This window comes from Flexivirga caeni (assembly GCF_003724155.1).
In the GTDB taxonomy this organism is placed as follows: domain Bacteria; phylum Actinomycetota; class Actinomycetes; order Actinomycetales; family Dermatophilaceae; genus Flexivirga; species Flexivirga caeni.
In genome coordinates this window covers 99,948-118,456 of sequence record NZ_RJJQ01000011.1, presented here as the reverse complement: position 1 = coordinate 118,456, position 18,509 = coordinate 99,948, and the positions used below count along the sequence as shown (strand labels likewise).

General features: G+C 67.7%; 17 protein-coding genes and 2 tRNA genes. 9 read left to right on the top strand and 10 right to left on the bottom strand.

The window, feature by feature from the left end; genetic code table 11:
- Positions 1–100 precede the first annotated feature (100 nt).
- Positions 101–1,930, top strand: a complete 1,830-nt coding sequence (locus EFY87_RS11810) for a flavin-containing monooxygenase (RefSeq protein WP_123271675.1) — start codon at positions 101–103, stop codon at positions 1,928–1,930.
- A 40-nt stretch (positions 1,931–1,970) separates the two neighbouring features.
- On the opposite strand, the gene EFY87_RS11805 is transcribed toward EFY87_RS11810, so the two are convergent.
- Together EFY87_RS11805 and EFY87_RS11800 are read right to left on the bottom strand one after the other, a co-directional pair.
- Positions 1,971–2,552 carry a T6SS immunity protein Tdi1 domain-containing protein gene (locus EFY87_RS11805; RefSeq protein ID WP_123271674.1) on the bottom strand — a complete coding sequence of 194 codons (582 nt, stop codon included), beginning with the start codon at positions 2,550–2,552 and terminating at the stop codon, positions 1,971–1,973.
- Positions 2,553–2,752: 200 nt separating this feature from the next.
- Complete coding sequence (locus EFY87_RS11800) at positions 2,753–3,133, bottom strand: nuclear transport factor 2 family protein (protein ID WP_123271673.1); 381 nt, start codon at positions 3,131–3,133, stop codon at positions 2,753–2,755.
- Positions 3,134–3,347: 214 nt separating this feature from the next.
- Here EFY87_RS11800 and valS point away from each other — a divergent pair, with 214 nt between their 5' ends.
- From valS to EFY87_RS11770, 6 genes are all read left to right on the top strand, one after another.
- Positions 3,348–5,993, top strand: a complete 2,646-nt coding sequence (valS, locus tag EFY87_RS11795) for a valine--tRNA ligase (protein WP_123271752.1) — start codon at positions 3,348–3,350, stop codon at positions 5,991–5,993.
- 109 nt (positions 5,994–6,102) lie between these two features.
- A complete protein-coding gene (locus tag EFY87_RS11790; RefSeq protein ID WP_123271672.1) occupies positions 6,103–6,789 on the top strand; it encodes a DUF4129 domain-containing protein in 687 nt (228 codons plus the stop codon).
- A complete protein-coding gene (locus EFY87_RS11785; RefSeq protein WP_123271671.1) occupies positions 6,786–7,322 on the top strand; it encodes a hypothetical protein in 537 nt (178 codons plus the stop codon). The genes EFY87_RS11790 and EFY87_RS11785 overlap by 4 nt, the downstream gene beginning before the upstream one ends.
- Entirely contained in the window at positions 7,319–8,299 is a 981-nt protein-coding gene (locus EFY87_RS11780; RefSeq protein WP_245988605.1) for an AAA family ATPase, read from the top strand. The genes EFY87_RS11785 and EFY87_RS11780 overlap by 4 nt, the downstream gene beginning before the upstream one ends.
- Positions 8,300–8,309: 10 nt before the next feature.
- On the top strand, positions 8,310–9,620 hold the full coding sequence (locus EFY87_RS11775) for a DUF58 domain-containing protein (protein ID WP_123271670.1): 1,311 nt from the start codon (positions 8,310–8,312) through the stop codon (positions 9,618–9,620).
- A 14-nt stretch (positions 9,621–9,634) separates the two neighbouring features.
- Positions 9,635–10,171, top strand: coding sequence for a hypothetical protein (locus EFY87_RS11770; protein ID WP_123271669.1), 537 nt, complete (start codon positions 9,635–9,637; stop codon positions 10,169–10,171).
- A gap of 35 nt (positions 10,172–10,206) precedes the next feature.
- Here EFY87_RS11770 and clpX read toward each other — a convergent pair whose 3' ends face one another.
- The 5 genes from clpX to EFY87_RS11745 form a co-directional block, all read right to left on the bottom strand.
- Entirely contained in the window at positions 10,207–11,493 is a 1,287-nt protein-coding gene (gene clpX, locus EFY87_RS11765) for an ATP-dependent Clp protease ATP-binding subunit ClpX (protein ID WP_123271668.1), read from the bottom strand.
- A 244-nt stretch (positions 11,494–11,737) separates the two neighbouring features.
- A complete protein-coding gene (locus EFY87_RS11760) occupies positions 11,738–12,406 on the bottom strand; it encodes an ATP-dependent Clp protease proteolytic subunit (protein WP_425459361.1) in 669 nt (222 codons plus the stop codon).
- Positions 12,403–12,990, bottom strand: a complete 588-nt coding sequence (locus EFY87_RS11755; protein ID WP_123271749.1) for an ATP-dependent Clp protease proteolytic subunit — start codon at positions 12,988–12,990, stop codon at positions 12,403–12,405. Before EFY87_RS11755 ends, EFY87_RS11760 begins: the two co-directional genes overlap by 4 nt.
- Positions 12,991–13,252: 262 nt before the next feature.
- Positions 13,253–14,629, bottom strand: a complete 1,377-nt coding sequence (gene tig, locus EFY87_RS11750) for a trigger factor (protein WP_123271667.1) — start codon at positions 14,627–14,629, stop codon at positions 13,253–13,255.
- 91 nt (positions 14,630–14,720) lie between these two features.
- Positions 14,721–14,794: transfer RNA gene (locus tag EFY87_RS11745), tRNA-Pro, on the bottom strand.
- A 102-nt stretch (positions 14,795–14,896) separates the two neighbouring features.
- On the opposite strand from EFY87_RS11745, the gene EFY87_RS11740 reads away from it, so the two are divergent.
- Positions 14,897–14,967 (top strand) — tRNA-Gly (locus EFY87_RS11740).
- 908 nt (positions 14,968–15,875) lie between these two features.
- Positions 15,876–16,055 (top strand): antitoxin, encoded by a 180-nt coding sequence (locus EFY87_RS11735; RefSeq protein WP_123271666.1) that lies wholly within the window; start codon positions 15,876–15,878, stop codon positions 16,053–16,055.
- Between the two features lie 78 nt (positions 16,056–16,133).
- Here the strand turns inward: EFY87_RS11735 and EFY87_RS11730 are convergent, their stop codons facing one another.
- The 3 genes from EFY87_RS11730 to EFY87_RS11720 form a co-directional block, all read right to left on the bottom strand.
- Complete coding sequence (locus EFY87_RS11730; RefSeq protein ID WP_123271665.1) at positions 16,134–17,222, bottom strand: PP2C family protein-serine/threonine phosphatase; 1,089 nt, start codon at positions 17,220–17,222, stop codon at positions 16,134–16,136.
- A 93-nt stretch (positions 17,223–17,315) separates the two neighbouring features.
- The gene (locus EFY87_RS11725) at positions 17,316–17,783 is read right to left on the bottom strand and encodes a ribose-5-phosphate isomerase (RefSeq protein WP_123271664.1); all 468 of its coding nucleotides are present in this window, start codon (positions 17,781–17,783) and stop codon (positions 17,316–17,318) included.
- 11 nt (positions 17,784–17,794) lie between these two features.
- Positions 17,795–18,403, bottom strand: coding sequence for a mycothiol-dependent nitroreductase Rv2466c family protein (locus EFY87_RS11720; protein WP_123271748.1), 609 nt, complete (start codon positions 18,401–18,403; stop codon positions 17,795–17,797).
- Positions 18,404–18,509 lie beyond the last annotated feature (106 nt).

The following is an 18,509-nucleotide window of genomic DNA, read 5'->3' as shown; positions in this document are numbered from 1 at the left end:
GGGTGCTGGCCCGGAGCGTGGTTGCAACGTGCTGCAACGCTTCCCTCCAGCGTACCGACGCGCTGTGCTGTAGATCACCACACCGGCAGAAAGGCGCGCGATGACCGACACCCTGGAACAACCCACCACCACCGACACTGCGGGCGACCGCGCGAGCGCCTGGCTGGCCGACTTCGATGCTGCCCTGCGCGCACGGGACGTCGACGCCGCCGTCGACTTGTTCGTGACGCAGTGCTTCTGGCGCGACCTCGTGTCGTTCACCTGGAACATCAAGACCGCGGAGGGCCACACCGGCATACGTGACCTGCTGCGGCATACGCTCGACGACACCGATCCGGGCGGGTGGGCGCTGAGCGAGGAGCCGACCGAGGCCGGCGGGGTGATCGAGTGCTGGATCACCTTCGAGACCGCTGTCGGGCGTGGCAAGGGTCATCTGCGACTCAAGGAGGAGGAAAGCCGGCTGCGTGCCTGGACGCTGCTCACCAGCCTGCGCGAACTGAAGGGCTACGAGGAGAACCAGGGTGCCACCCGGCCGCAGGGCGTGGAGCACGAGTTGACCCGCGGCCGGAAGTCGTGGCTGGAGAAGCGGCAGGACGAGGAGGCGTCGCTCGGTCGCACCGAGCAGCCGTATGTCGTGGTGATCGGCGGCGGCCAGGGGGGCATCGCCCTCGGCGCGCGGCTGCGCCAGCTGAAGGTGCCGGCCGTCGTCCTCGACAAGCACGACCGGCCCGGCGACCAGTGGCGAGGCCGCTACAAGAGCCTCTGCCTGCACGACCCGGTCTGGTACGACCACCTGCCCTACCTCCAATTCCCCGCGAACTGGCCGGTGTTCGCGCCCAAGGACAAGATCGGCGACTGGCTGGAGATGTACACCCGGGTGATGGAGGTGCCCTACTGGACGCGCTCGACGGTGACCTCCGCGGCATACGACGAGGAGACGAGGACCTGGCGGGTGGTCGTCGACCGGGACGGTGAGGAGGTCGTGCTGGCGCCGAAGCAACTCGTCTTCGCGACGGGCATGTCGGGCAAGCCCAACCTGCCGAAGTTCCCGGGCATGGACGTCTTCGAAGGCGAGCAGCAGCACTCCAGCCAGCATCCCGGGCCGGAGAACTACACCGGGAAGAAGGTCGTCGTGATCGGCTCCAACAACTCCGCGCACGACATCTGCGGGGCATTGTGGGAGCACGACGCCGACGTGACCATGGTGCAACGGTCATCGACGCACATCGTGAAGTCGGCGTCGCTGATGGACATCGGGCTCGGCGACCTCTACTCCGAGCGCGCGGTCGCGGCCGGTGTCACGACCGACAAAGCCGACATGATCTTCGCCTCGCTCCCCTACCGGATCATGCACGAGTTCCAGATCCCGCTCTACGAGAAGATGGCCGAACGCGACAAAGACTTCTACGACCGGCTGGAAAAGGTTGGCTTCCAGCACGATTGGGGGGACGACGGCTCCGGCCTGTTCATGAAGTACCTGCGGCGCGGGTCCGGCTACTACATCGACGTGGGCGCGGCCGAGCTGGTCTGCGACGGCAAGGTGCAGTTGGCCCACGGCAACGTCGACCACCTCACCGAGAGCTCGGTCGTGCTCGAGGACGGCACCGAACTGCCCGCTGACCTGGTGGTCTACGCGACCGGCTACGGCTCGATGAACGGCTGGGTCGCCGACATCATCGACCAAGAGACGGCTGACAAGGTCGGCAAGGTGTGGGGTCTGGGCTCCGACACCACCAAGGATCCGGGTCCCTGGGAGGGCGAGCAGCGCAACATGTGGAAGCCCACGCAGCAAGAGGCGCTGTGGTTCCACGGAGGCAACCTGCACCAGTCACGGCACTACTCGCTCTATCTGGCACTGCAGCTGAAGGCTCGCTATGAGGGCATCCCGACACCGGTCTACGGGCTGCAGGAGGTGCATCACCGAGCCTGATCGCTCCCGCTCCTTCCGGGACGGCTCCCCGGGCTCGGTCTCAGCGGCGCGCTGCTACCTGCCGGTGTATGTCGCCGACGTGCTCCGGACCGTCACCCTTCTTGAGATTGTCGAGGTTGACCTGACCACCGAGCGCGAGGATCGGCTCGAAGTAGAAGATCTCGTCCTCGCCGAGGCTGCCTTGCTCGCTGACGGCCGCCTTGTGCAGCTCGCGCAGGTCTGCCGGGTGAGAGTTGGAGCCGGTGAGGTGCTGCGTGAAGAACACCACGGCATCCTGGGCCACCTCGACGTTGTGCTGGAAGTGCGGGTCGAGGCATTGGATGCGGTCGTGACCGTCGACCCGGTCGTAGTGATAGACGTGGCCGAAGCTGGTGATCGCGAAGGGGATGCTCCCGATCGAGGAACCGAACCACGTCTGCAGCACCGGCATCCAGCGGCCCGGGTCGACCAGCGCGACCCTCCCGCCGCCATACCAGCCGAGACCGTGGGTGCGCCACAGGCCGAGCAGCGCGTCCGGGAGACGCGCCTCGCCATACGACACGAAATCGTCGCTCGGGACGCGTGTGTTCGCATCCGGCGGGAAGGTGTCGATGAACTGCTGCACCGTGCTGGCGTCGGGCATTGGTCACTCCCCAGTGTTCCGGTTGATCTGACTGGCCATGACGACCGTATCGCCACGCGCCCGGAATCCACGACATTGCCCGGCCTGCGGTCGCTCACCCGTCCGGGCTCCCCAGCGCTCCAGCGCTCCCCTTTCCCCACGAGTGACGGCTTCCTTGGCGAATGACGGCGCAATTGCACCGTCATTCGACGGATTCGCCGTCACTCGGCGCCGGCACCAGCAGTCGGTATGTCGGCACTGCCCTCCCGGTAGATCTTCGCGATCGCGATCCGCCCGCCCCGCAGCGTGTAGAACCCCGCGATCGGCGCCGCGACGACTTGACCGTCGATCGCCATACGCTCCACCAGTTCGGCTGCAACCAGTCCATCCCCCGGCACCGCCCGCACAATCTCCAGCCGAGGAGCGATGGCCCCGAAGGCGCCGATGAAGAGTTCCGTCAGCTCGCCGATGCCGGAGCACCGGTATCGGCCGGTGACCCACTCGGCATCCGCGGTGAAGCCGCGCAGCAATCCATCGATGTCGCGATCGTTGAATGCCGCCACATGCGCTTCGAGAATGCCGATCGGATCGAGTGCTGCCATGCCTGCAGACTACGGTCGCCATACAGGGTCGCGTGCTCGCCCGGCCTGCCGACTGACGGCGAATTCGCCGAGCGACGGCGAAATTGCACCGTCGCTCACCGAGGAAGCCGTCATTCGCGGGAGGGAAGCGGGCACCGGGGAAGGGGAGGCGAGGCGGGCGCCGGGCGGGAAACCGATTCGTCAGCGCGCTCGGGCGGATGGGATCATGTGCGGCATGACTGAACCCGCCCACCAGCAGCACAGCCCACAGATCCCCGACAAGCCGACCGTGGACGGCCTGGAGGACAAGTGGGCCGCTGTATGGCGGGAGCAGGACACCTACAAGTTCGACCGTGAGCGCGCCCTGTCGCTCCCCCGCGACCGGGTCTTCTCCATCGACACCCCTCCGCCCACCGCGAGCGGGAGCCTGCATGTGGGGCACGTCTTCGGCTATACGCACACCGACGTGGTGGCGCGCTATCAGCGGATGCGCGGCAAGGAGGTGTTCTACCCGCTCGGGTGGGACGACAACGGCCTGCCGACCGAGCGCCGCGTGCAGAACTTCTACGGCGTCCGCGGCGACCACTCCGCGGCATACGATCCCGACTTCACCCCGCCGCTGCGTGGTGCCGAAGGCAAGTCAGTCAAGGCTGCCGACCAGGTGCCGATCAGCCGCGCCAACTTCATCCCGCTGTGCGAGGAGCTGACCACCGAGGACGAGAAGGCGTTCGAGTCGCTCTTCCGCCGGCTCGGGGTGTCGGTCGATTGGGCACAGACCTACCGCACCATCGACGACCGCTCGCGGGCCGTGGCGCAGGAGGCCTTCCTGCACAACCTGGAGCGGGGCGAGGCCTACCAGGCCGAGGCGCCAGGCCTGTGGGATGTCACCTTCCAGTCCGCGGTCGCCCAGGCCGAGTTGGAGGCCCGCGACTACCCCGGCGCCTTCCACCGGGTGGCCTTCCACCACGGCGACGAACCCGTCTACATCGAGACGACCCGCCCCGAGCTGATCCCCGCCTGCGTCGCGCTGATCGCGCACCCGGACGACGAGCGGTACCAGGCGCTCTTCGGATCCACTGTGACCTCACCGCTTTTCGGCGTCGAGATCCCGGTCCTCGCACACCGGCTGGCCGAGCCCGACAAGGGCGCCGGCATCGCCATGTGCTGCACCTTCGGCGACCTGACCGACGTGACCTGGTGGCGCGAGCTCCAGTTGCCGACCCGCTCGATCATCACCCGCAACGGGCGGCTGCAGGGCGAGACGCCCGCGTGGGTCGCCGGTGGCCCCGGCGAGCAGTTGTATGCCGAGAACATGGCCACCAAGACCGTCCACTCGGCCCGGATCGCCGTCGTCGACGCACTGCGCGAGTCCGGCGATCTCGACGGGGAGCCGAAACCAACCCAGCGCAAGGCCAATTTCTACGAACGCGGCGAGAAGCCGCTGGAGATCGTGACCAGCCGCCAGTGGTATCTCACCAACGGCGGCCGGGACGCCGAACTGCGCAAGGCACTCCTCGCGTGCGCAGAGCAGATCGACTTCCATCCGTCGTTCATGCGCAGCCGCTACACCAACTGGGTCGAGGGCCTCAACGGCGACTGGCTGATCAGCCGGCAGCGCTTCTTCGGCGTGCCGTTCCCCATCTGGTATCCGCTGGATGCCGACGGCGAGATCGACCACGACCACCCGATCGCAGCCACGGCGGACACCCTGCCGGTCGACCCGGCCACCGACGTGCCACCCGGTTACACGGCCGAACAGCGAGGCGTGCCAGGCGGGTTCGTCAGTGATCCGGACATCATGGACACCTGGGCGACCTCATCGCTCACCCCGCAGATCGTGTCCGGCTGGCCGGTGGCGGGCAACGCGGGTGGCCGCAACGACGACGAGCTCTTCGCGAAGATCTTCCCGATGGACATGCGGCCGCAAGGCCACGACATCATCCGCACCTGGCTGTTCGCGACCGTGGTGCGCAGTCATCTCGAGCACGACTGTGTGCCCTGGTCGGATGCGGCCATCAACGGCTGGATCCTCGACCCGGACCGCAAGAAGATGTCCAAGTCGAAGGGGAACGTCGTCACGCCGGAGGACGTGCTGACCCAGCACAGCGCCGACGCGGTGCGCTACTGGGCCGCCTCGGCTCGAATGGGCCAGGACGCGGCATACGAAGAAGACCAGATGAAGGTCGGCCGGCGGCTGGCCATGAAGCTGCTCAACGCGAGCAAGTTCGCGCTCTCTATGGGAGAAGTGCACGGCGACCTCGCGGCCGCTGTCACCGAGCCGCTCGACCTGGCGCTACTCGCTGGCCTGCGCACCCTGGTGGAACAGGCGACCAAGCACTTCGAGTCGTGGGACTACACCCGCAGCCTGGAGCTGACCGAAGAGTTCTTCTGGACCTTCTGCAACGACTACATCGAGCTGGTCAAGGACCGGGCGTATGGCGCCCAGGGCGAAGGCGCCGCCGTCAGCGCACGCGCGACGCTGCGCATCGCGCTGGACGTCCAATTGCGTTTGTTCGCACCGTTTCTGCCCTATTCGACCGAAGAGGTCTGGTCCTGGTGGCATGAGGGCACGGTGCACCGCGCGTCGTGGCCGCTGCCCGGGGAGTGCGGCCCGTCGACCGGCGACCCGGCGACGCTGCAGGTCCTCGGGGAGGCACTCGCCGGCATCCGCAAGGCCAAGTCCGATGCGAAGCTCGGCATGCGTGCCGAGGTGACTGCGCTGACCCTGGCGGCGCCGGCCGGCGCCCAGCACCTCGTGCACGCAAGCGAAGGCGACCTGCGGGCGGCCGGGAAGGTGACCGGGGCGCTCAGGTATGCCGACGCCGACTCGCTCCAGGTGCGCGACGTCGAGCTGGTGCCACCACCTCCGCGGCAGAAGTAGCGCCCCGGTAACGAATACGTCGCGTTCGGCCCGCGCGGGTAGCAATTGGGCCTAGGTTGGTGCGGTGAGTTCTGGGGAGGACCGATCGCCTCGCGTTCCTGATCGGCGGATGCTGCTTGTCGTCGCGGCGACCGCTCTTGCCCTGATGATGCTCGTCATTGTCACGACCGCTCGGCGGAACCCGATCCTGCAAACCCCCAATCACGACCCGAACCTGCACCTGCATTACGCGAGGCTCCGGCCGCCGACCCAGCCAGCGGCCCGCTCCGGCAGCCCCACCAAGCCGAATCAGCACGTCTCGCACATCCTGGGGACGACCTTCGTCGACATCGTCCTGGGCCTGCTGCTGCTCGTCGTGCTGTGGTTGCTGATCGCCGCCCTGATCGCGGCCTATCGGCGGTTGCGGCTCACTCGCCGCCGCGCGCACCAGGGCGGCGAACTGCCGGAGATCGATGATGCGGTGCTGGAATCCATCACTGCGGCTACGGGAAGACAGCAGCAGCTCTTGCTGGAGGGTGATCCGTCAGACGCGATCGTCGCGTGCTGGGTGGACCTGGAACGGGCCGTGGCTGCAGCCGGAGTCGAGCGGCATCCGAGTGAAACGTCCGCCGAGCTGACCATCCGGGTGCTCGACAGTTTCGAGGTCGACCGCACGGCCCTCGGTACCCTCGGGCGGCTCTACCGCGCGGCGAGGTTCTCCGAGCACCCCGCCAACGAGCAGGACCGGCAGCAAGCACTCGCTGCCCTGGTCCGGTTGCACTCGTCGCTGCACGTTGCCGACCGGGCGGGCGTATGACGACCCCACACCCGCAAGACCCCGGCACCCGCCGGAAGTGGCGGCGCCGCATCCTGATCGTCGTCGCCTGCTGGCTGATCGCCTGGGGGCTCACCGCCTGGCTGAATATGCATCCGGACTCACTCGGACTGCTGGCTGCACTGGCCGCCCTCGCCGCGGTGTACTGGCTGGCCAGCGATCGCTTCTCGGGATGGGATGCCACCTCCTGGGAAGGCTCTCCCGCGGGCCGGCGGCTACGCACTAACGCCGACAGCCGCATCAGCTACCTGACCCGGCTCATCGCCGACGGCCGGCAGCAGTCCCGCGACGAACCCAACGCCAGTGCCAACAGCCTGCAGGGCATCCTGCGCGACGCTGCGCTGGACCGGCTCCGCGAACGTGCGGCGGCCAGCGGAGCGATGGAGTTGCCGGACGACGAGCAGTTGCTCGCCGAGGCCGACCCGCGCCTGACGGCATACCTCCACGCGCAGCCCGCACCACCCACGACCACCGCAACCATCACCGACATCGTCAACCGCATCGAGGCACTGTGAGTGAACAACCAGTAGTCATCCCGTCCATCGCCGAGACCACCGAGCGGGCCGCGCAGATCCTGGACAGCGTCGACCGCGCGGTCGTCGGTAAGCGGCACGCACTCGAACTCGTCCTGGCGACCGTGCTCGCCGGTGGGCACGTGCTGCTCGAGGACAACCCCGGGCTGGGCAAGACGCTCGCCGCGCGCTCGCTGGCGCAGACCCTCGGCCTGGACTTCGCCCGTGCCCAGTTCACCCCCGACCTGCTGCCGGCCGACCTCACCGGGTCGTTCATCTTCGACCAGCGGACGGCCACCTTCGACTTCCGGCAAGGTCCACTCTTCACCGGGTTGCTGCTGGCCGACGAGATCAACCGCACTCCCCCGAAGACCCAGGCCGCGCTGCTGGAGGCGATGCAGGAACGTCAGGTCACCGTGGAGGGCCAGACCTTCCGGCTCCCCCACCCGTTCCACGTCATCGCAACCGCGAATCCCGTGGAGTACGAAGGGACATACCCCCTCCCGGAAGCACAGCTCGACCGATTCCTGAGCCGGGTGAGTTTCGGCTATCCCACCGCCGAGGAGGAAGTGGACGTCCTGCTGCGCCGGATGCGCCGCCAGCAGGAGGACATCACCCTCGAGCCGGTCACCGACGCCGCGGGCCTGCTCGGCATGCAGGCGGCGATCGAGCAACTCGTCGTCGAGGACTCGGTCGTCGACTACTGCGTCCGGCTCGCGGCCGCGACCCGGACGCAAGCGCAGGTGCTCATCGGCTCCTCGCCCCGCGGTTCGCTGGCGCTCATGCTCGTGGCTCGTGCGTTCGCAGTGGTGCGCGGCCGGGACTTCGTCACTCCTGAAGATGTGAAAGCCGTTGCCCCATCGGTCCTTTCGCACCGCGTCACGATCAAGCCGGAGCTGTGGATGAGCGGAGCCAACGCGTCCTCCGTCATTCGCTCGGTGCTCGACAACGTCCCTGCACCGGCAACCGCGAAGGGCTGACGAGCCACCCATGGCCGGCCAGACTGTCCGTCCGTCCCGTCAAACGGGCTGGAGCATCACCCCGGCGTTCCTGCGCGCGGCGGTCGCCGCCGCTGTGCTCGTCGGTCTCGCGGTCGCCTTCGGTCGGGCCGACCTGCTGGTGCTGGGCACACCGCTGCTCATCGTGACCGTCTGGACCCTCGCGACCCGGCCTCGCGCCATACCCGACATCACCGGCACGGTCTCCACGACGAGCCCGGTAGAGGGCACCACCCAGGCGTGGACGATCCGCGTCAGTGGCTGCGACACCGCGGAGCAGTTCTCGGCATACGTCGGTGACCACCGGCTGCTCACCCTGACGCCCGACCTGAGCGCACTCAGCGCTTCGCTCCGGGACGGCAGCTGCGTCACGACCTTGCGGTGGCGATCGAACCGGTGGGGCACCCATCAGATCCTCGGCAGCCGGCTCGCGGTGTTCGGTCCGTGGGGCGGCTACCGGTATGGCGCAGTGGACCTGCCCTCCATCACGGTCGCCACCATGCCGGAGATCGCGCGCTTCGACAGCACCCGCGGACTGCCCCACCCGCACGGCCTGATCGGCGTCAACCGGAGCAACATGCGCGCGGACGGAACCGAGTTCGCCGACATCCGCCAGGTCCAGCCCGGCGACCGGCTGCGGCGCATCCACTGGCCCGTGTCCGCGCGCACGGGCACGCTGCATGTGCGCACATCCTTCGCGGAGCAGGACACCGAGATCCTCATCGTGCTGGACGCCTCGACGGACGTCGGGGACAGCAATGTCGACGCCGGTGAGCAGAGCTCGCTCGACCTCGGCGTTCGCGCCTCGGCTGGGCTGGCCACCTACTTCCTAGGCCGCGGTGACCGCGTCGGTCTCGAAGTGGTGGGCGGCATGCGGCCGACCAGGGTGCCCATCGGCATGGGAGTGCTGCACCGCCGGCGCCTGCTGGACTGCCTGAGCGGGGTCGAACGCGGCCTCGGCGGCGCCAGCTTCCAGCGCGCAGCCGTGCGCAGCCACGTACACGCCGGCGGCATGCTGCTGCTGATCAGCCCGTTGCTCAGCCCGATGCCCCTGACGCTTGCGGCCGAACTGGCCCGGCGCGGCATCACCGTGCTCGTCGTCGACTGCTTTCCCGGCATGCCGGCCGACACCGACCGGGAGACGGCCCTGGCCGTGCGCGTGCGGCTGCTGGAACGGCGCCGCGAGATCAGCGCCATCGAGCGGCTCGGCGTGCCCGTCGTCCGATGGCAAGGACCGGGCAGCCTCGATCCGGTGCTTGCCCGCTTGTCCGCGCGTCCGCAGCCGAGGGCGGTGCAGCGATGAGGTTCATTCCAAATATGACGCGCATCCTCGGGCTGCACCGCGACCGTGCAACCGCCCTGGCCATCGCGATCGGCGCGGCTGTCGTGCTGCTGCTGATGACCGACATCGGGGCCGGTGCGGTGAGCTGGATGGGCCTGCTGTGCACCGTGATCGGGTGCGTGATCTTGGTGAGCAACAGCGACAGCTTCGCCGGGTTGCTGCTACTGGGCGCGATGGTTGCGCAGTGGCTGTTCAGCGGTGTCGGATCTACCTCCTGGCTGGTGCTGCCCGCCGCGTGGCTGCTGCTGATCGCGCACGTGTTGGTCGCCCTCGCGGGCAGCGGCCCGGACCAGGCCGCCATACCGCGCGCGATCGTGGCCAGCTGGACCCGGCGCACCGTCCTGGTCGGGCTCGCCACGACTGTGGTGGGCGCGTTGGCGCTGCTCATCGAGCCCGCCAACAGCGCCCTCGTTCCGTATGGCGTCGCGGCAGCCCTCGCGGGCCTGGTCGTCGCGACCCTGGTGACCCTGCGGCTCACCGCGGGGACGGAAACGCCCGGCTCCGGTCAGTGACCGGAGCCCGGGCGCCATACGAAATTGCTACGCGCTCAGGCGGATTCTTTGCGCGGCCGTTTGCGGGCGGGCACCTGACGGCGCACGATCGTCGGGTTGACGTTGTCGAGCACCACCTCACGCGTGACGACAACCCGCGCGATGTCGTCCTCGCTGGGCACGTCGAACATCACCGGCAGCAGCACTTCTTCGAGTATGGCGCGCAGCCCGCGCGCTCCGGTGCCACGCAGCATCGCCTGCTCGGCCACCGCCTCGACGGCATCCTGGGTGAACTCCAGCTCGACGTTGTCGATCTCGAACATCCGCTCGTACTGCTTGACCAGCGCGTTGCGCGGCTCGGTGAGGATCGACACCAGACCCTCGCGGTCGAGCGGCTCGACCGTGGTGATGACCGGCAGCCGGCCGATGAACTCCGGGATCAGCCCGAACTTCATCAGGTCCTCGGGCAGCACGTCGGAGAAGCTGGTCATCGGGTCCTTGGCAGTGCGCAACTCGGAGCCGAAACCGAGTCCCTGCCGGCCGGTGCGCGCCTCGATGATCTTCTCCAGGCCGGCGAATGCGCCGCCGACGATGAAGAGCACGTTGGTGGTGTCGATCTGGATGAACTCCTGGTGCGGGTGCTTGCGCCCGCCCTGCGGGGGCACGCTTGCGGTGGTGCCTTCCAGGATCTTCAGCAGCGCCTGCTGCACGCCTTCGCCGGACACGTCGCGCGTGATCGACGGGTTCTCGCTCTTGCGGGCGACCTTGTCGATCTCGTCGATGTAGATGATGCCGGTCTCGGCCTTCTTCACGTCGAAGTCGGCGGCCTGGATCAGCTTCAGCAGGATGTTCTCGACGTCCTCGCCGACGTAGCCGGCCTCGGTCAGTGCGGTGGCGTCGGCGATCGCGAACGGCACATTGAGCATCCGGGCGAGCGTCTGTGCGAGGTAGGTCTTGCCGCAGCCGGTCGGGCCGATCAGCAGGATATTGGACTTGGCGATCTCGACCGCCGAACCGTCCTTCTTCCCTGCCGCAGCGGCCTGATCGGCCGCCTGGATCCGCTTGTAATGGTTGTAGACCGCGACCGAAAGCGCCCGCTTGGCGGTCTCCTGCCCGATGACGTACTGCTCCAGGAAGTCGAAGATCTCACGGGGCTTCGGCAACTGGTCGAGGCCGAGCTCGGAGGTCTCGGCGAGCTCCTCCTCGATGATCTCGTTGCACAGGTCGATGCATTCGTCGCAGATGTAGACGCCCGGCCCGGCGATGAGCTTCTTGACCTGCTTCTGGCTCTTTCCGCAGAACGAGCATTTCAGCAGGTCGCCGCCTTCTCCGATGCGTGCCACGCGCCCTCCATCTTGTCTGCCGTGTCCCGGCCCGTATGCCGGTCGCTGCGCCGACGCTACCTGCCCGCGTCGGCCACCTGCTCCATTGAAACGCGGTGTCGCACAACAAGTCACGCCTGTCCGCTGACAGCGGAATTGTGACCGGACCCCCACCGACGCGAATGACGGCACCAGGGTCATCCGGCACCAGCGTGCGACCATGCGCCGCCGGGTTCCCGGACGCTCGTTACTCCTGGACTGCTTACTACTGCGCGGAGGCCTTGCGGCTGGACAGCACCTGGTCGATGAGGCCGTACTCCTTGGCCTCGTCGGCCGTCAGGATCTTGTCGCGTTCGATGTCGTTCTTGACCTGCTCCGGCGTGCGGCCGGTGTGCTTGGCCCAGGTCTTCTCCAGCCACTCGCGCATCCGGAAGACCTCGTTGGCGGTGATCTCCAGGTCGGAGGCCGTGCCACCGGTGCCCTCCATCGCCGGCTGGTGGATCAGGATCCGCGCGTTGGGCAGCGCGAACCGCTTGCCCGGCGCACCCGCACCCAGCAGCACCGCGGCGGCCGACGCCGCCTGGCCGATGACGAACGTCTGCACGTCGGGCTGGATGTATTGCATGGTGTCGTAGATCGCGGTCAGCGCCGTGAACGAACCACCCGGGGAGTTGATGTACATCAGGATGTCCCGGTCCGGATCCTGGCTCTCCAACACGATTAGCTGCGCGATGATGTCGTCGGCCGACGCGTCGTCCACCTGCACCCCGAGGAAGATGATGCGGTCCTCGAAGAGCTTGTTGTAGGGATCCGAGCGCTTCATGCCGTATGACGTGCGCTCCTCGAACTGCGGCAGGATGTAGCGGCTGCTCGGCTGCGGGGCGGCCAGCCCGGCATACGGCGAATTCATCTGTGCTCCAAAGCTGTTGGTCATGCGTTGCTCCCGCCCGGTGCGTCGGTCGACCGCTCGAAGACGTGGTCGACGAAGCCGTACTCGAGCGCTTCCTGTGCCGAGAACCAGCGGTCGCGGTCGGAGTCCTTCTCGATCTGCTCGACCGTCTGCCCGGTGTGCTCGGCAATCAGCTCGGCCATCTGCTTCTTGATGAAGACCAGTTGCTCGGCCTGGATCTTGATGTCCGACGCGGTGCCGCCGATGCCACCGGACGGCTGGTGCATCATCACGCGGGCGTGCGGCGTGGCGTAGCGCTTGCCGGCCGTGCCCGCCGACAGCAGGAACTGGCCCATGCTCGCCGCCATACCCATCGCGACGGTGGCGACGTCGTTGGGGATCCAGTTCATGGTGTCGAAGATCGCCATACCCGCGGAGATCGAACCGCCGGGGCTGTTGATGTAGAGCCAGATGTCCTTCTCCGGGTCCTCGGCCGCGAGGAGCAACAGCTGCGCGCAGATCGCGTTGGCGTTGTCGTCGCGGACGTCGGAGCCGAGGAAGATGATCCGTTCCTTGAGCAGCCGGTTGTAGATCTGATCGTCCAGGCCCATCTGTCCTTGCGTGGCCATGGACACCTCCTGTGCGTTGCTCACCGCGTCTCCATCGTTGTCGTGGTGCTGACTCATCTCACTGGACCCTAACGCCCGCGACGGACAACTTCGTCCCCGGTCGGGCCGATGTTCGCCCACGGCGCAATCGGGGCGTGGTCTGCGCCCGTTGCACCCGGTGGGAATGGCCGCCCCGTGGCCACCGGCATCGACGAAAACCCCTCTGCGCCAGGCGCGGAGGGGGTTCGTCAGTGCGTCATACGGAAGGTATGGCGGTGCCGTCTCAGACGGTGGCGTCCTCGGACTTCTCCGCGTCCTCGTCGGCGTCGTCCTCGACGGACTCCGCCTCGATCACCTCCGCGGACTCGTCGGTCGCACCGTCCTCGTCCTCTTCCTCGTCGTCGAGCTCGGACAGGTCGACTTCGTTGCCGTCGGTGTCGACGATGTTGATCACATCCAGGATCGAGGCGAGCGCCTTGCGGCGGGCAACCTCGCCCATGATCGCCGGCACCTGGCCCTGCTGGTCCAGCGCCTGCGCGAACTGGTTGGGGTCCATGCCGTACTGCGAAGCCGACATGACGATGTACTCGATCAGCTCCTCCTGGGAGACCTGGATCTCGTCACGTTCGACGATCTTGTCCAGGATGAGCTGGGTTCGCAGCGCCTTGCGGGTCGACTCGTCGACCTCGGCACGGTGCTCGTCGTCCTCGAGCCGGTCCTCGTTCTCCAGGTGCTGGTGCACCTCGTCCTCGATGACCTTCTCCGGCAGCGGCAGGTCCAAGGTCTCCAGCAGCTGGTCGAGGGCCTTGTCGCGAGCCTGCACGCCCTGCTCGAAACGCTTGCCGCGCTCCACCTGCTCGGCGACCTCCGACCGCATCTCCTCGATGGTGTCGTGCTGCGACGCCATCTGAGCGAACTCGTCGTCCAGCTCCGGCAGCTGCCGCTCCTTGACCGACTGCACCGTCACGGTGATCTCGGCGTCCTCGCCCTCGTGCTCGCCACCGGCGAGCGGCGCGGTGAAGGTCTTGCTCTCGCCCGCCGACAGACCGGTGAGCGCGTCGTCCAGGCCTTCGAGCATGTTGCCCGAGCCGATCAGGTAGTTGATGCCGGAGACGTCGTCGATGTCATCGTCGCCGATCGTGGCGGTCAGGTCGATCGTCACCGAGTCGCCGTCGGCCGCCGCGCGCTCGACACCGGCGAGCGTACCGAAACGCTCACGCAGCGCCTCGAACTCCGCGTCGACGTCCTCGTCGGAAACCTCGAGCGGGTCCACCTCGACAGTGATCTGGGTGAAGTCGGGCAGGTCGAATTCCGGGGCGGTGTCCAGCTCCGCGTCGAACTTCAGCGGCTGCTCCTCGTCGACCGGCACCTCGGTGACCTCGACCTCGGGCTGACCCATGGGGCGCAGCTCGTTCTCGATCAGCGCCTGGCTGTAGAACGCCGGCAGCGCCTCGTTGATCGCTTCCTGCAGCACGGCCGGACGACCGACCCGCTGGTCGATGATGCGCGCCGGCACCTTGCCCTTGCGGAAGCCCGGCACTTGGATCTGCGCACCGATCGCCTTGTACGCCTCGTCGACGCTCGGCTTCAGTTCCGCATAGGGAACCTCCACCGACACCTTGACCCGGGTCGGACCCAACTTCTCGACGGCACTCTTCACTGCAGGGACTCCAAATGGTGGTGGTTTCGGCTGGCGCACTAGCCTCAAATTGTCGCGGCGCGTATGGCGCACCAACACGTCATGCTAGCTGTCGGGGTAGCCGGATTCGAACCGGCGGCCTTCCGCTCCCAAAGCGGACGCGCTACCAAGCTGCGCCATACCCCGTGACTGCACCCACGGGACCGTGCCGGTTTGGCGCGCTCCCAGGCGGGCAGTAGGCTAACGCCTCGGTTCGGTCGATCGCACATCGGCGGTGTCCGGAACCACGCGGGCGTAGCTCAATGGTAGAGCCTCAGTCTTCCAAACTGATTACGCGAGTTCGATTCTCGTCGCCCGCTCGCTCGTGATGAGGGGTTGACGCGCACGTGCGTCAACCCCTCATCTGTTCGCTCGCCGATGTTCTTGGGCTCCGCTCCTCCTCCGGTTGGGGTCACAGGCTCCCCCGGCCAGCATCGTCGCTTCGCCGTTGTTCGAAGTTCCGCCTCCCGTTCCGAAATGCCTGACCCAGGGGCGTACGCAACCCTCGACGGTCGAGGAAACGGGACACGAAACCGGCCGGCGCCATACGCAACCCTCGACGGTCGAGGCCTACGTCGCGCATGACGCGGCAGGGTGTCCCGAAGGCGCGACGGTCGCGAGAACGGGACAAGAAGCCCGGCCTCGGGCGTCCCGAAGGCGCGACGGTCGAGCGTTAGGGATAGCGCGGCGTCCGGCCTGCGATAACGGTTCCGAGTGGGCACTTACTGGCGAGTATTTCGCCGTACTCGCCAGTAAGTGCCCACTCGGGTGTCAAAAGTTCGTGAGACCAACCGTCCGCGGGCGAGAATCTGGCGCGCCGCGCACTTCCGGCAACGATTGCCGGTCCGGCGCCAGGATCGGGACGGGGCGTGTGCGGAAGTGGCAACGGTCGCCGCTTCGGCACGGAGCAGCGCGAACTGGCGTCCCCATGGCGCGACGGTCGAGGGTTGGGGACGCCGCCAGGGGCAAAACCGTCCCGAAGGCGCGACGGTCGAGGATTGGGGACGCCGCCAGGGGCAAAACCCGTCCCGAAGGCGCGACGGTCGAGAGAACGGGACGCGAAACCGAGCGCCGCCCGCATGGCGCGCGCCACAGCACCCACACAGAAGTTACCCAGAGGTAAGAATTCACCTGCCCATGGGTCGACGCGGTCCGCTCACGTGTGCAATGGTGCAAGGACGGCGCCGCCGGCGAAAGGGCCGGTGGCCATCGGAAGGAGAGATTCCTCATGGGCCTGTTCGACAGTGCCAAGGACAAGGTTTCCGACCTGGCGAACGACAACCAGGACAAGATCAGCGACGGCGTCGACCAGGCGGGCGACGCCGTCGACGACAAGACCGGCGGCAAGTTCTCCGACCAGGTCGACAGCGCGCAGGACGCCGTGAAGGATAAGCTCGGCGACCTCTGAGCGACCACGCGAACGCCACGAGCGCCCACGCCGTCCGGCGTGGGCGCTCGTGTCACGTCCTGATGAGGTCGTGGCTGCTCAGTCCCGCCAGATGACCACGACTGCCCGGTCGTCGGCGAGGCCTCCGCTGCCCGTGGCGCAGATGCGGGCAGCTGCGCCACGCACGCCGTCCGTGAGTGCACGGTCGGCATGCCCGAGCATCCGGTCGATCCCCTGCGTGACATCCATACCCGGCTGCTCGATCACGCCGTCGGTGAACAACAGCAGAGCATCGCCGCGCTCCAGCCGGCCCCGAGCACGCCGGAACGTTTCCGGGCCTTGGTGCTCCAGAATGCCGAGCGCGATGCCGGACGCACCGTCCACGGGAGCAAAGCGGCCGGACCCGGCATGGAAGTGCACGGCGGGCGGGTGACCGGCCGAGCCGACGGTGAACTCACCGGTGGACAGGTCGATCGAGGCGTGCACCGCAGTGGCGAAGCCCTCCGACCACCCCTGCCGAACCAGGTAGTCGTTGGCGGCGGGGAGAAACCGGCCCGGCTCCATGGCCCCGAGCAGCCCGGCGAACGCCCCGCCCAGCAGCAGCGAACGGCTGCCCGCCGTCGTGCCCTTGCCGGACACGTCCACGACCGCGAGCTCGAACCGGTCGATGGCCGGGCAGTTGCCGACCACGAAGTCGCCTGAGAACGAGTCGCCGTATGCCGGCTGCACACTGGACTCGACGTTCCACCCGCTCGGCAGGATCGGCAACCGGCCCTGCGCCCGCAACCGCTCGCGCAGATCCATCAGCATCGAGCCGCCGACGGCGGTGGTCACCCCGACCCGGGTGTGTGTGCGGTCCACCACCGTCACCAGCGCCATCGTCGCCGCCAGGACCAGACCGAGCGCCACGGCGGACCCGTGCATCGTGTCGACCAGGCTCGCGACATACATGGCGGCGATGGCACCGAAGACAACGAGAGTGCGCCGGGCGTGCAGCACCATCCGGGCGGCCACCGCCAGCGGGATGAAGAGGGCGTAGGCCACATCGCTCGGCCAGGCGATCGTCCACCCGGCCACCACGACCGCGAGCGCAAGCAAGGTCGCGCTCGTGGTGTCCAGCCCCGGCTGGCCGGTGACAGCGGAAGGCCGTACAAGCCGCCTGGGGGCGAGCGACAGATCGATGGCCATGCATGCATCGTGTCGCCCGGCCGGACAGGTGGTCTGCAGAACTTACCGACTTCTTACCCACCCCTTGCCAAAACAATGGGATAAGCTATGCGTTCACTCCTGCGGGGGTAGGTGCCCCGTCGTCTCGTACTCCTCCACCATGTCGATCCGTCGCTGATGACGCTCGACGCCGGAGAACGGCGTGGCCAGGAAGACCCGCACCATCTCCTTCGCCTCGTCGATCGTGTTGAAGCGGCCGCCAATCGAGATGACCTGGGCGTCGTTGTGCTGCCGCGCGAGCTGCGCGAGCTCAGTGTTGTAACACAGCGCAGCGCGAATTCCCTTGACCTTGTTGGCCGCCATCTGTTCGCCGTTGCCCGAGCCGCCGAGCACGACCCCGAGCGAACCGGGGTCACCGGCAACCCCCTCCGCTGCGCGCAGCACGAATACGGGGTAGTCGTCGACATCGTTGTAGGTGCTGGCGCCGTGGTCGACCACGTCGTGGCCTTCTTCGTTGAGCCAGCTGACGAGCGCCCGCTGCATCTCGAACGCCGCGTGATCGCCACCGATGTGCACTCGCATGTTCGCTCTCCTCAGCTGAAGTCCGGGCCCGCGGTGCGGGTCCGCTTGATCTCATAGAACCCGGGTGTGCCGGCCACCAATAGGCAACCGTCCCAGAGCTTTCCGGCGGCCTCGCCCTTCGGTGCAGGAGTGACGACCGGGCCGAAGAAGGCCACGTCGCCGAACGACACGACCGGCGTGCCCACGTCTTCGCCGACCAGGCTGATCCCGCGCTGGTGCGACGCGCGTACCAACGTATCCACCTCGTCGCCGGGAACGTTGGCGTAGTAGTCCATCAGCGCCGCGGGCAGCCCGACCTCGCCGAGAGCTTCCGCGACCGCCTGCCGCTGGCCCTCCTCGGTGCCGCCCATCCCGCCCGGGTGGAGCCGGGTGCCGATGGCGTCATACAGCTTCTTCGTGTATTCGTCGCCATGGTCACGCGCGGCCGCGATCACGACGCGCACCGGACCCCAGCCGCGGTCGAGCATTTCGCGATAACTGTCGGACAGTCCGTCGCGGCCCTCGTTCAGCGCGGACAGGCTCATCACGCTCCAGGTCACGTCGATCGGGCGGACCTTCTCGACCTCCATGAGCCAGCGCGAAGTCATCCATGCCCACGGGCACAACGGGTCGAAGAACATCTCTGCGGACTGGCGCTGCGCGCCCTCGTCGGTAGTCACCTGCACATCCTGCCACCCGCCCGCCGGGCGGGTTCACCGTGCGAGGATGACTGCATCCGAATCCCAG